15 protein-coding genes are annotated in these 11,845 nt (G+C 75.4%); 11 read left to right on the top strand and 4 right to left on the bottom strand.

The genetic code is table 11. The features are described from left to right. From VM95_RS11905 to VM95_RS11895, 3 genes are all read right to left on the bottom strand, one after another. Positions 1 to 571 (bottom strand): gluconate 2-dehydrogenase subunit 3 family protein (locus VM95_RS11905; RefSeq protein WP_045695159.1); only part of this gene is annotated, 571 nt, incomplete at its 3' end. Further along, complete coding sequence (locus VM95_RS11900) at positions 564 to 1,001, bottom strand: hypothetical protein (RefSeq protein WP_045695157.1); 438 nt, start codon at positions 999 to 1,001, stop codon at positions 564 to 566. The genes VM95_RS11905 and VM95_RS11900, both read right to left, overlap by 8 nt. Beyond that, entirely contained in the window at positions 988 to 2,793 is a 1,806-nt protein-coding gene (locus VM95_RS11895) for a thiamine pyrophosphate-requiring protein (RefSeq protein ID WP_045695156.1), read from the bottom strand. Before VM95_RS11895 ends, VM95_RS11900 begins: the two co-directional genes overlap by 14 nt. Positions 2,794 to 3,197: 404 nt before the next feature. Between VM95_RS11895 and VM95_RS11890 the strand changes: the two genes are divergently transcribed. From VM95_RS11890 to VM95_RS11850, 10 genes are all read left to right on the top strand, one after another. Beyond that, complete coding sequence (locus VM95_RS11890) at positions 3,198 to 3,761, top strand: DUF6328 family protein (protein WP_045695153.1); 564 nt, start codon at positions 3,198 to 3,200, stop codon at positions 3,759 to 3,761. Between the two features lie 140 nt (positions 3,762 to 3,901). Continuing rightward, positions 3,902 to 4,924: an SDR family oxidoreductase gene (locus tag VM95_RS11885; RefSeq protein WP_045695152.1), complete on the top strand. Its 1,023-nt coding sequence runs from the start codon at positions 3,902 to 3,904 to the stop codon at positions 4,922 to 4,924. A 62-nt stretch (positions 4,925 to 4,986) separates the two neighbouring features. Further along, positions 4,987 to 5,169, top strand: coding sequence for a hypothetical protein (locus VM95_RS11880; RefSeq protein WP_045695150.1), 183 nt, complete (start codon positions 4,987 to 4,989; stop codon positions 5,167 to 5,169). A 174-nt stretch (positions 5,170 to 5,343) separates the two neighbouring features. After that, positions 5,344 to 5,793 carry a Na+/H+ antiporter subunit E gene (locus VM95_RS11875; RefSeq protein ID WP_045695148.1) on the top strand — a complete coding sequence of 150 codons (450 nt, stop codon included), beginning with the start codon at positions 5,344 to 5,346 and terminating at the stop codon, positions 5,791 to 5,793. Then, on the top strand, positions 5,790 to 6,047 hold the full coding sequence (locus VM95_RS45140; RefSeq protein ID WP_052707313.1) for a monovalent cation/H+ antiporter complex subunit F: 258 nt from the start codon (positions 5,790 to 5,792) through the stop codon (positions 6,045 to 6,047). The genes VM95_RS11875 and VM95_RS45140 overlap by 4 nt, the downstream gene beginning before the upstream one ends. Then, entirely contained in the window at positions 6,044 to 6,352 is a 309-nt protein-coding gene (locus VM95_RS39640; RefSeq protein ID WP_052707312.1) for a monovalent cation/H(+) antiporter subunit G, read from the top strand. Before VM95_RS45140 ends, VM95_RS39640 begins: the two co-directional genes overlap by 4 nt. Further along, positions 6,349 to 6,633, top strand: coding sequence for a Na(+)/H(+) antiporter subunit B (locus tag VM95_RS11865; RefSeq protein WP_045695145.1), 285 nt, complete (start codon positions 6,349 to 6,351; stop codon positions 6,631 to 6,633). The genes VM95_RS39640 and VM95_RS11865 overlap by 4 nt, the downstream gene beginning before the upstream one ends. After that, positions 6,630 to 7,385, top strand: coding sequence for an MnhB domain-containing protein (locus VM95_RS11860; RefSeq protein WP_045695143.1), 756 nt, complete (start codon positions 6,630 to 6,632; stop codon positions 7,383 to 7,385). Before VM95_RS11865 ends, VM95_RS11860 begins: the two co-directional genes overlap by 4 nt. Next, positions 7,382 to 7,726 (top strand): sodium:proton antiporter, encoded by a 345-nt coding sequence (locus tag VM95_RS11855; protein WP_045695141.1) that lies wholly within the window; start codon positions 7,382 to 7,384, stop codon positions 7,724 to 7,726. The genes VM95_RS11860 and VM95_RS11855 overlap by 4 nt, the downstream gene beginning before the upstream one ends. Before the next feature lie 6 nt (positions 7,727 to 7,732). Further along, the gene (locus VM95_RS11850; RefSeq protein WP_045695139.1) at positions 7,733 to 9,577 is read left to right on the top strand and encodes a complex I subunit 5 family protein; all 1,845 of its coding nucleotides are present in this window, start codon (positions 7,733 to 7,735) and stop codon (positions 9,575 to 9,577) included. A gap of 203 nt (positions 9,578 to 9,780) precedes the next feature. Here the strand turns inward: VM95_RS11850 and VM95_RS11845 are convergent, their stop codons facing one another. After that, entirely contained in the window at positions 9,781 to 10,782 is a 1,002-nt protein-coding gene (locus VM95_RS11845; protein WP_244178730.1) for a LysR family transcriptional regulator, read from the bottom strand. Positions 10,783 to 10,948: 166 nt separating this feature from the next. Between VM95_RS11845 and VM95_RS11840 the strand changes: the two genes are divergently transcribed. Further along, positions 10,949 to 11,644, top strand: a complete 696-nt coding sequence (locus VM95_RS11840) for a type 1 glutamine amidotransferase domain-containing protein (protein ID WP_045695134.1) — start codon at positions 10,949 to 10,951, stop codon at positions 11,642 to 11,644. The last annotated feature ends 201 nt before the right edge of the window (positions 11,645 to 11,845 follow it).

Genomic DNA, 11,845 nt, shown 5'->3' with positions numbered 1-11,845 from the left:
GGGGCGGGTGGGAGTGGGCGTCGGCGACCTCCCAGGGCTCGCGCTTTCCGACGCCCAGGCGCAGGTAGCCGCGGGGGTGGGCGGGGCCGCCGAAGCCGATCTCGTTCCAGGCGGTGGGGTGGGAGTAGTAGGCGGTGCAGGCGTACCTGGTCCACAGGCTCCAGACGTGCCGGGCGGGCAGGCCGTGCCAGCGTTCGCCGTCCAGTGCGCCGACGCGGCCGATCAGGGCGCGCTGCTGCGCCTCGGTGAGCGCGGCGAACGGGCCGTCCGCGTCCTCGTCCAGGGCGTGCAGGGAGCGGCGCCAGGCCTGGTCGTCCGGCGGCATGTCGGCGTAGTGCCAGCCGTCGGTCTCCAGCTCGGCGAGGCGGGCGTCGATCATCCGCAGCAGCGGTGGTTCGGGGTGGTCGAGCAGCTGGTCGAGCAGGGCGCGGGCGGTGGCCTCCTCGGCGGGCGTGAAGAACCGCAGGGGCGGCTGCGGCCCGGTGCGGGCGTACACCACGGCCGCCGTCTCGCGGTCCCAGTACCGGGCCTGGGCGAGGACGTCGAAGCCGGGGAAGCGCGGCTCAGGCATCGCGTGACTCCCGGCGCAGTACGGCGGCGACCAGTCCCATCCCTCCGACCAGGCTCATCAGCAGCGGCGCGAACAGCGGCGGGCCCATCTCGACGTTGTAGCGGGCCATCGCCCAGCCGCCCGGCTTCTCGGCGATGCCCCGCACGTGCAGCCAGGTGCCCTGGATGCCGTTGACGGTGATCGCGGCGGAGGCGACGGGGAGCAGCGTGTGCGCGGCCCGCGGGTCGAGCGCGCCGGCCACGCCGGCCACCGCGCCGACCGGCCCGAGCCACACCGGCCACCACATGACGCGGTTGCCGAAGCCGGCCCGGTCGTGCTCCAGGTAGATCTCGGCGGCCGTGACGACCGAGCCGGCGGCGGTGGCCAGGGCGAGCGAGCGCTGGAAGCGCCCGGTGCGCACGTTGCGCAGGGCGAGGTCAACGGCGCCCATGCCGGCCTCCGAAGGTCGGCAGGAGCTCCTGCAGCTTGGCCTTGAACCCCTGGCGGACCATCGCGACGCGGTCGCTGTCGCCGCGCAGGACGGACTCGGCGGCGGCCTGGATCTGGTCCCAGGTGGCGTGCGGCGGGATGGGCGGCACCGCCGGGTCGGTGCGCAGTTCCAGCAGGAACGGGCGGTCGGCGGCGAGGGCGTGCTGCCAGCCGCTCGGGACGTCCTGCGGCCCGAGCGCCCGCTCGGCGGCGAGGCCGAGGGTGCGGGCGAAGGCCGCGTAGTCGACGTCGGGGAGCTGCTGGGAGGGCAGGAAGCTCGGCTCGCCCGCCATGGCCCGCATCTCCCAGGTGACCTGGTTGAGGTCGCGGTTGTTGAGCACCGCCACCACCAGGCGCGGGTCCTGCCACTGCTGCCAGTACTTGGCGATCGTGATCAGTTCGGCGAGGCCGTTCATCTGCATCGCGCCGTCGCCGACGAGGGCGATCGCCGGCCGGTCCGGGTGGGCGAACTTGGCGCCGATCGCGTAGGGCACGCCGGGGCCCATGGTGGCGAGCGTGCCGGACAGCGAGCCGCGCATGCTGCCGTGGAAGCGCAGGTGGCGGGCGTACCAGTTGGCGGCGGAGCCGGAGTCGGAGGTGACCATGGCGTTGTCGGGCAGCAGGTGGTCGAGCTCGTGGATCGCGTACTCGGGGTTGATCGGGTCGGCCTCGACCGCGGCCCGGCGCTCCATCACCTCCCACCAGCGCTCGGTGTTGTCGCACACGGTGCGCTGCCAACCGCGGTCCTCCTTGCGGACCAGCAGCGGCAGCAGCGCGTCGAGCGTGCGGGCCGCGTCGCCCACCAGGTTGACCTCGTACGGGTAGCGCAGCCCGACCATGAACGGGTCGAGGTCGATCTGCACGGCCCTGGCCTTGCCGAACTCGGGCAGGAACTGCGAGTACGGGAAGCTGGAGCCGATGGTGAGCAGGGTGTCGCAGTCCCGCATCAGCTCGTAGGACGGGCGGGTGCCCAGCAGGCCGATCGCCCCGGTGACGTACGGCAGGACGTCGGGCAGCGCGTCCTTGCCGAGCAGCGCCTTCGCGACGCCGGCGCCGAGCAGTTCGGCCGTCTCCTGCACCTGCCGCCGGGCGCCGCGGGCGCCCTGGCCGACGAGCATCGCGACCTTGCGGCCGGCATTGAGCACGTCCGCGGCCCGGCGCAGTTCGTCCTGCTCGGGCACGACCGTCCAGTGCGGGTTGCCCAGGCTGGACGGCACCATCTTGAAGGCGTGCTCCGGCGGGCTGTAGTCGAGCTCCTGGACGTCGGCGGGGATGATGACGGCGGTCACCGTGCGGCGGGCGGCGGCGGTGCGCACCGCCCGGTCGAGCACGTTGGGCAGTTGCTCGGGGACGGTCACCATCTGGCAGTAGTCGGCGGCGACGTCCTTGAACAGGCTGAGCAGGTCGACCTCCTGCTGGTAGGAGCCGCCCATGGCGCTGCGGCTCGTCTGCCCCACCAGGGCGACCACCGGGACGTGGTCGAGCTTGGCGTCGTACAGGCCGTTCAGCAGGTGGATCGCGCCCGGTCCGGACGTCGCCACGCACACGCCGGTGCGGCCGGAGAACTTCGCGTAGCCGACGGCCTCGAACGCGGCCATCTCCTCGTGCCGGGCCTGGACGAACACCGGCCGGTTCTCGGCCCGGCCCCAGGCCGAGAGCAGCCCGTTGATGCCGTCGCCCGGGTAGCCGAAGACGTACTCGACGTTCCAGTCGCGCAGCCGTTCCAGGATGTGGTCGGAAACCTTCGGGGTCACGGTGCTCCTCCTTCGCGTACCTCACACGGGCTCTGCCCCCGAGGCGCGGGTTTCCGCTGCGGCGATCGGGAAACGTCCGCACGGGCGCTGGGCTCGGACCGGCCGCGCCTCGGGCGGATCGATTCACCGGCGGGTCGCCGGGTACACGTGCTCGCGCAACGACTCCCGAGGAGGCAGCGCGATGACGATCCCCTCGCCCCCGGATCCGGACACCGAGCCGATCCCCCACCCCGACCCCGTGCCGCGGCCGGGCCCCGACCCGGCACCCCCGCCCACTCCGCCGTTCCCGGGGCCCGAGCCCTTCCCGGACCCGGACCCGGCACCGCTGCCGACGCCCCACCCCGGGCAGCAGTAGCCGGGCCCGAGGAGTCCGGAGGAACCCGGAGGACCCCGGAGTCGATCCCATGACAGCACCCAGCACCGGACGCACCGCCCGCACCCACGTGCCGCGGACCGGACGGCGGGAGTCGGCCGACGAACGGGCCGACCGCCGCTGGACCGACCTGCTCCAGGAGGTGCGGATCGCCCAGACCGGTTCGCAGGTGCTGTTCGGCTTCCTGCTGAGCGTGGTCTTCATGCCGCGTTTCACGCAGCTCGGCGGCCTCGACCGGGCCCTGTACGTGGTCACCGTCGTCCTCGGCGCCCTGGCGACCGGCGCGCTCACCGCGCCCGTCGCCTATCACCGGATCTTCGCCGGGCACCGCTTCAAGCCCCAACTGGTCGACGCCGCCGCACGGTTGGTGGCGGCCGGCCTGCTGATGCTGGCCCTGACCATCGGCTCCGCCCTGCTGCTCCTGCTGCGCGTGGCGACCGGCTCCGCGGTCTCGGCCTGGATCGCCGGGGCCGTCATGCTCTGGTTCGCCTTCTGCTGGTTCCTGCTGCCGGCCCAGCACCTGCGCCAGCAGAACGGGCGCTGCCCGCCCGAGGATCCACCGGCGGGCCGTCGTCCGTCGGAGGGCGAGTCCTGACGTTGCGGGCGCCGAGGTTCCGAGCCCTGACGTTTCGGGCCCTGACGTTTCGGGCCCTGACGTTTCGGGCCCTGACGTTTCGGGCCATGACGTTTCGGGCCCTGACGTTTCGGGCGCGGTGCCCCGGCAAGACGCCCGCCATGACGACTTCCCGCACGCCTTCCGAGCCCCGCACCGTGGTCATCACCGGCGCCACCGCAGGCGTCGGCCGGGCCTGCGTCCGGGCCTTCGCCACCGGCGGCGACCGCCTGGTGCTGATCGCCCGCGGCTCCGCCGGGCTGCACGCGGCGGCGGCCGAGGCCCGGGCGGCCGGCTCGCCGGTGCGCACGATCCGCGCGGACGTGGCCGACCCGGAGGCCTGCGAGGCCGCCGCCGAACGCGCCGAGGCCGAGTTCGGGCCGATCGACGTCTGGGTCAACGACGCCTTCGTCTCGGTCTTCGCGCCGTTCACGGAGATCAGCGCGGAGGAGTTCCGGCGGGTCACCGAGGTCACCTACCTCGGGTACGTCAACGCCACCCGCGCCGCGCTGCGCCGGATGCTGCCGCGCGACCACGGCACGGTCGTGCAGGTCGGCTCTGCCATCGCGTACCGGGGCATCCCGCTGCAGACCGCCTACAGCGGCGCCAAGCACGCCCTCCAGGGCTGGCACGAGGCGCTGCGCTGCGAACTGCTGGCCAGCGGCTCGGGCGTCCGGGTGACGATGGTGCAACTGCCCGCCGTCAACACGCCGCAGTTCGACTGGGTGCTCAACCGGCTGCGCGGCCGGGCCCGGCCCGTCCCGCCGGTCCACCAGCCCGAACTCGCCGCCCGCGCCGTCCGGTACGCCGCCGAGCACCCCGGGCGCCGGGAGTACTGGGTGGGCGCCAGCACCGCCGTCACCCTGATCGCCAACGCCGTCGCCCCCGGCCTGCTCGACCGCTACCTCGCCCGCAACGGGGTCGACGCCCAGCAGGACGAGCGGCCGCGCCGCGCCCAGGACCCGGACAACCTGTGGGCGCCCGCCGACGACACCGCCGACCACGGCGCCCACGGGCGCTTCGACGCCGAGGCCCGCGAGCACAGCGCGCAGCTGTGGGCCTCCCAGCACCACGGCCTGCTCGCGGTCGGCGGGGCGGCGCTGCTCGGCGCCGCCGCGGCCGGCGCGCGGGCCCGGGGCCGGTGACCGGCGGCGCCGCGTGCGCCACCCGTGGACGAGAAGGAGACCGCCACCAGGAGGTGAGCAGGATGAGCGACCAGCACGAGCACGCGCCGGTGGACCCGACGACCCCGGTCGAGACGCCGGAGTCGCGGATGACCGGCGAGGGCGGACCGCCGCCCGAACACGAGGAGGAGAAGGGGCCGCAGGACGGCCCGGAGTACGAAGTCACCGAGCCCGCCCACGAGTCCGCACCGCCCGGCCCCGGCTGACGGCCCGGCCGATCATCACAGGACCTGTTCCCGCACTGCGGCGAACGGGTGGTCCGCAGGGGCGATCCCGCGCGCGGCGGCGTTGCGCGCGGGGCCGGTCCGCCGAACGGACGGTACACCTGGGGGCCGCCCGCCACGGTGGCGGGCCCACGGGTGGTACATGGGGGTGGTGCGGTGCGCTCGGCCATCGAACTCCTGCTCTGGTGGGGGCTGTTGCTGCTCCTCAACACGGTGTTCATCAGCTCGGTGACGCCGCTGGAGGTGGCGGTCGGCGGCGGCGTCGCGCTCCTCGGGGCCCTCGGCGCCGGCGCCGTCCGGCGCGCCTCCGGGGCCGCCCCCGGCGGGCCGGCCCGGCTCGCGCACGCGCTCTGGGCGTTCCCGTGGACGCTGCTGGCCGACACCGGCCGGCTGGCGCTCCTCGTGCTGTCGCCCGCCCGCCGGCGGGAGGCCGGCTTCCGGACCGTCCGGCTGCGGCCCGGCACCGGCGCGGCCTGGGCCGCCGCACTGCTGTCCTCGACGCCCGGCGCGTACGTCGTCGCCACCGAGGACGGCGTGCTCACCGTGCACGCGACCAGCAGCCGGGTCTCCCTGCTGGAAGGCGCGTTGACGGGCGGCGCGCGGTGAACGCGTGGCTGCTCGCGGCGGCCTTCCTCGCCGCCGGCGGGCTCGGCCCGTGCCTGCTGGTCGGGCTGCGCGGCGCACCGCACGCGCGCCTGGCCGGCCTCAACCTGGCCGCGGCGGCGGCCTCCGCCGTCCTGCTCCTGCTCGCCCAGGGCTTCAGCCGCACCTCGTACACCGACCTCGCCCTCGACCTCGCGGTGCTCGCCCCCGCCGGGACGCTCGTGTTCACCCGCTTCCTCGCCGGCGACGAGCGGTGACGGGCCGCCACGCCGTCGCCGTGGCCCTGCTGTGCGCGGGCACCGCCACCCTGCTGCTGGCCGCGCTCGCGCTCGCCGTGCTGCCCGGCCCGTACCTGCGCCTGCACGCGCTCTCCGCCGCCGGCACCCTCGGCGCGCCACTGGTCGCCCTCGCCCTCGCCGTCGACACCGGGCCGGGGCGCGCGGCCGTGAAACTGCTGGTCATCGGCCTGCTACTGGCCGCCGGCGGCACCGTCACCACGATGGCCGTCGGCCGTACCACCGTCCGCGGCGAGCGGCGGTCCACCGCGGGGGCCGACCGGTGACCGACACCCTGATCGTGATCGCCCTCCTCCTCACCGCCACCGCCGCGACCGCCGCCGCGCTCACCCGCGACCCCGTCCGGCAGGCCGTCGTCCTCGCCCTGCTCGGACTGAGCCTCGCCGTGCTGTTCACCGTGCTCCAGGCACCCGACGTCGCGCTGTCCCAGCTCGGCGTCGGCAGCGCGATCACCCCGCTGCTGATCCTGCTGACCGTCCGCAAGGTGAACCGCCGGGAGACTCAGCCCCAAGAGGGCGACGACGACCGCCCGGACCGCGCCGAGTGAGCCGGACCACCCGCCTGCGGCTGTTCCTGACCGCCGCCGCCGTCCTCGCCGCCGCCGTCCTCGCCGCCGCCCTGATCGTCGCCGCCGAGCAGCTCCCCGGCTTCGGCGGCGCCCGACACCCGTACGGCGAGCGGGCGGTGGCCGCCGGGCTGGCCCGGCAGAGCGCCAACATCGTGTCCGCCGTCAACTTCGACCAGCGCGGCTTCGACACCCTCGGCGAGGAGTCGATCCTGTTCGGCTCGGTGCTCGGCGCGGGCATGCTGCTGCGCCTGGCCCGGGACGAGCACAAGCGCCGGCCCGCGGCCGAACCGGTCCTGCCCACCACCCGCCTGTTCGGCGCCACGCTGCTCCCCCTCACCCTGCTGACCGGCGGATACCTCGTCGCCCACGGCCAGTTGAGCCCCGGCGGCGGCTTCCAGGGCGGCGTCGTGCTCACCACCGCCCTGCACCTGGCGTACGTCGCCGCCGACTACCGCGTGCTCAAACGCATCCGCCCGCTGGCCGTCCTGGACGTCACGGACGCGATCGCCGCCGGCTCCTACGCCGCCCTCGGGCTGATCGGCCTGGCCCAGGGCGCCGGCTACCTCGCCAACACCCTGCCGCTCGGCACCTTCAACGCACTGTCCTCCAGCGGCCTGGTGGCCGTCATCAACGCCGCCGTCGGCGTCGAGGTCGGCTCGGCCGTGGTGGTGCTGCTGGCGCACTTCCTGGACCAGGCCGTGGAGGTCACCCCCCGGAGGAGGAACCGATGACCGTCCTGCCCTACCTGGTGGCCGGGTGGATCCTGCTCGCCGGGCTGTACGGCCTGGTCACCAGCCGCAACCTGGTGCAGGCGGTCGGCTGCCTCGCCGTCGCGCAGTCCTCGACGTACGTCCTGCTGCTCGCCGTCGGCTACCGCCGCGACGCCACCGCGCCGGTCTTCTCCGACCTGCCCACCGACGCCCCGGTCGTCGACCCGGTCGTCCAGGCGCTCGCGCTCACCGACATCGTCGTCGGCGCGACCGTCACCGCGCTGCTCCTCTCCCTCGTGATCCAGCTGCGCAAGCGGCACGGCACGGTGGACCCGGAGGAGCTCACCGGACTGCGCGGGTGACGGCCGATGGACACCGCGGACCTCCTGCCGCTCGCCGTCGCCGTCCCGCTGCTCGGCGCCGCCGTGGTGGCCGTCGCCGGGCGGTGGCTGCCCCGCCCGGGCCGCGACGCGCTCGCCACCGCCTGCGCCGCCGCCGACGTCGGCTGCCTCGCCCTGCTGTGGGCCCGCACCGACCCGGACGGCCGCGCGGTGTCCTGGCTCGGCGGCTGGCGGCCGCGCGGCGGCCACGGCGTCGGCATCGTCCTCGTCGCCGACCGGCTCGGCAGCGGACTGGCCCTGCTCGCCGCCGTCCTGGTCCTCGCCGTGCTCTGCTACGCCTGGCGCTACTTCGACGAACCCTCCGGCGAGCACGGCGGGATGTTCCCCGGGCTCCTGCTGCTCTTCCAGGCCGGCATGTGCGGCTTCGCGCTCACCGGCGACCTCTTCGACGCCTTCGTCTTCTTCGAGCTGATGGGCGCCGTCGCCTACGCCCTGACCGGCTACCGCATCGAGGACCCGCGCCCGCTCCAGGGCGCCCTCGCCTTCGGACTCGTCAACTCGGCCGCCGCCTACCTCTCCCTGCTCGGCATCGGCCTGCTCTACGCCAGGACCGGCGAGCTCGGCATGGCCCAGATCGGCGCCGCGCTGGACGAGCGCGCGGCGGCCGGGCACGGCCGGGACGCCCTGGTCGTCGTCGCGTTCGTCCTGGTCCTCGCCGGCCCGCTGGTGAAGGCCGCGACGGCGCCCTTCCACTTCTGGCTGCCGGACGCCCACGCCGTGGCGCCCAGCCCGGTCTGCATGCTGCTGTCCGGGGTGATGGTCGAACTCGGCGTCTACGGCGTGGCCCGGATCCACCGCGTCGTCTTCGCCGGCGCGGGCGGCCTGCCGGACGCCGCCGTCCGGGACACCCTGCTGGCGGCCGGAGTGCTGACCGCGCTGGTCGGCGCCGTCATGTGCTGGCAGCAGCGGCACCTGAAGCGGATGCTGGCCTTCTCCACCGTCGGGCACGTCGGCCTCTTCCTCGTCGGCACGGCCCTGCTCACCCCGGCCGGCCTCGCCGGATCCGCCGTGTACGTGGCCGGCCACGCGGGCGCCAAGGCCGCCCTGTTCGGCCTCACCGGCGTCCTGCTCGACCGCTACGGCTCGGTGGACGAACACGGGCTGCACGGCCGCGCCCGCGAACTCCGGCTGCCCGGCGCGCTGTTCGCCCTCGGCGCGCTGGCCCTGGCCGGCCTGCCGCCGTTCGGCACCGGCCTGGGCAAGGCCGTCGCCGAGGAGGCCGCCGGGCGCGAACTCGGCTGGCTGCCCGCCGTGTTCGTCCTGGTGTCGGCCCTCACCGGCGGCGCGGTGCTGCGCGCGGGCCTGCGGGTCTTCGGCGGGGTGGGCTCCCCGCCGAAGGAGCACCCCGAGGTCGCCGCGACCACCGGCGAGGGCGAGGAACCCGAGATCCGCGGCCCCGGCCGCCGGCTGCCGGCGCCCATGATCGCCGTCCCCGCCGCCCTGCTGGCCGGCTGCCTGGCCGTCGGCCTCGCCCCGGGAGTCGGGCGCGCGCTCGCGGCGGCGGCCGCGGCCTTCACCGACCGCACCGGCTACCTCGCCGACACCCTCGGCGGCACGGCACCGGCCGCCACCCCCGCGCCCGACACGGACTGGACGGCCTCCGGCATCCTGCTCGGCCTGCTCTCCGCCGCCCTGGCCGCCGCGTTCGCCACCGCCGCCGTCCGCCGCGACCCGCGGCGCGGCACCGGCGCCCTGCACCGCGCCACCGTCCTGCCGCTGCGCCGCTTGCACTCCGGCCTGCTCGGCGACTACGTCGCCTGGCTCGCGGTCGGCCTGGCCGCCCTGCTGGTCGCCCTGGTGGCCCAGCTCTGACCGGTGGCCCGGCTCTGACCCGGCCCGCCGGGGGCCGCGGCCGGCGGGCACGCGCACCCCGTCGCTTCGACGGACCCGGTCGCACGTGCGGCGGCCACAGGCGCTGACCTCGGCCTTTTCGACCCCGACCTGCCCGCGCACCTGGGCTCGGCCGTCCTCGGCCCGGACCGGGCCGCCTGGTCGAGCGGCAGCGGGCACTACGCCTACTGCACCCTGCGCCGCCTGGACGGCGGCCCGCTCACCGGCGACTCCGCGCCGTGAGACCGTGCGGAGCGCAGCAGGTGGTCGCGGACCAGCGTGACCTGCGGATTCGTGGCCGATCCGGGGCGCTGGACCAGGAAACCCGTGTTGATCGGTGGGTCGTCCGGGTCGTCGAGGAGGACCAGGGCGCCCGAGGCCAGCTCGTCGGCGCACAGGTAGCGCGGCAGCACGCTGAATCCGGCGCCGCCGACGACCGCCGCCCTGACCGCTCCGAGGTCGGGGACCGTGACGGCCGGACGGCAGGTCAGGCGCCTGCCGAACACGTGGCGCCAGTAGCGCCGGACGATCGGCAGGTCCTCGGCGTACGAGACGAGCGGCACCCCGTGCAGGACCGCGGGCCCCTCGGTGGCGAGCCGCGAGCCGATCCGTTCGGCCCATGAGGGTGCGGCGACCAGGACGAACTCCTCGTCGGCCAGCGGCACGGCGGCGAGCGCGCGGCCGCGCGGGCGCACGGTGGCCACCACCAGGTCGTGCCGGCCCGCGCGCAGTCCGTCGAGCAGGTCGTCGGTCAGGCCGAAGGCGACGCGCAGGCGCACCCCCTTGTCGACGAGCGGGGCGAGCGTCGGCATCACGCAGTGCGTGAGGTACTCGGCCGGCCCCGCCAGGTGCACGGGCTCCGCGTCGCCCCCGCCGAGGAGAGCGCCGCCGCCGACCGGGCCGAGAGCGTCCAGCGGCTCCGTGACCCGCGCGGCCAGCTCGTCGGCGAACGGGGTCGGGGCGACGCCGCGCGACAGCCGCTCGAACAGCTCCCGGCCCAACTGGCCCTCCAGCGAGCGGATCTGCGTCGTCACCGTCGGCTGCGACAGACCCAGCACGCGGGCGCCCGCGGTGAAGGAGCCGGCCCGGTACACCGCGAGGAACGTGCGCAGCAGGTTCAGATCGAGGAGGCCGCTCCCCTGCGGCGACGGCGTTTCCGGCCGCCCATCGGAATCCCTATCTCTCACATGCACGAGCCTATTGGATTCCGATGGGGTCGGGGCTCTACCGTCGAGGACGCCGCCGCACTGACGAACTGTGCGCGAAGAAGTGTCAGTCCCTCGGAAACGTCGGCGGCGGCCACCTACCGTCCCCGATCCCCGTACGGGATCCGCACCGCTCGGAGCTCCCCCCATGTCGAAGATCCTCTTCGTCGTCACCGGCGCCGACCACTGGACGCTGGCCGACGGCACCAAGCACCCCACCGGCTTCTGGGCCGAGGAGGCCGTCGCGCCGTACCAGGCCTTCAAGGCGGCCGGTCACGAGATCGTGGTCGCCACTCCCGGCGGTGTCGTCCCCACCGTCGACCGGGGCAGCCTCGCCCCCGAGGTCAACGGCGGCCAGGAGAACGCCGACCGCATCGCCGCCGCCCTGGCCGGCTTCAGCGAGCTGCGCTCGCCCGTCGAGCTCGACGAGGTGGACCTCGACGACTACGCGGCCGTCTTCTACCCCGGCGGCCACGGCCCCATGGAGGACCTCGCGGTCCACCCCGGCTCCGGCCGCCTCCTCACCCGCGCCCTGGAGTCCGGCAAGCCGCTCGGCGTGGTCTGCCACGCCCCGGCCGCGCTGCTGGCCGCCACCCGGGCCGACGGCACCAACGTCTTCGCCGGCTACGACGTCGCCGCCTTCACCAACGCCGAGGAGACCCAGGCCGGCTTCGCCGACAAGGCGAAGTGGCTGCTCCAGGACCGCCTCACCGAGGCCGGCGTGAACGTCCGGGTCGGCGAGCCGTGGGTGCCGAACGTGGTCGTCGACCGCAACCTGGTCACCGGCCAGAACCCGGCCTCCTCCGCCCCGCTCGCCGCCGAGCTGCTCGGCAAGCTGGCCTGACCCGATGGGCACCGACCGGCTCGACGAGGTCCTCGACGCCGCGTACGACTGCCTGCTGGGCCTGCCCGTGCCCGCCGTGGCCGCCCTGACCGCGGGCGGCTGAGCTCCCCGACTCCCGCCCCCGGGCCCCATGGCCCGGCGGCGCGGGTCGTACACGTGCCACGTTCGGATGAATCACCTGCCGGGAGCACCACCGGCTCC

This window comes from Streptomyces rubellomurinus (genome assembly GCF_000961885.1).
Classification (GTDB): Bacteria; Actinomycetota; Actinomycetes; order Streptomycetales; family Streptomycetaceae; genus Kitasatospora; species Kitasatospora rubellomurina.
Note: the sequence above shows the minus strand (reverse complement) of the source record. Positions and strands in the feature narration are given on the sequence as shown.

Coding starts and splice junctions, on each gene's coding strand:
- VM95_RS11840 (WP_045695134.1), top strand. CDS start 10,949: ATGTCGAAGATCCTCTTCGTCGTCACCGGCGCCGACCACTGGACGCTG.
- VM95_RS11880 (WP_045695150.1), top strand. CDS start 4,987: ATGAGCGACCAGCACGAGCACGCGCCGGTGGACCCGACGACCCCGGTC.
- VM95_RS11890 (WP_045695153.1), top strand. CDS start 3,198: ATGACAGCACCCAGCACCGGACGCACCGCCCGCACCCACGTGCCGCGG.
- VM95_RS11850 (WP_045695139.1), top strand. CDS start 7,733: ATGGACACCGCGGACCTCCTGCCGCTCGCCGTCGCCGTCCCGCTGCTC.
- VM95_RS11855 (WP_045695141.1), top strand. CDS start 7,382: ATGACCGTCCTGCCCTACCTGGTGGCCGGGTGGATCCTGCTCGCCGGG.
- VM95_RS11885 (WP_045695152.1), top strand. CDS start 3,902: ATGACGACTTCCCGCACGCCTTCCGAGCCCCGCACCGTGGTCATCACC.
- VM95_RS11900 (WP_045695157.1), bottom strand. CDS start 1,001: ATGGGCGCCGTTGACCTCGCCCTGCGCAACGTGCGCACCGGGCGCTTC.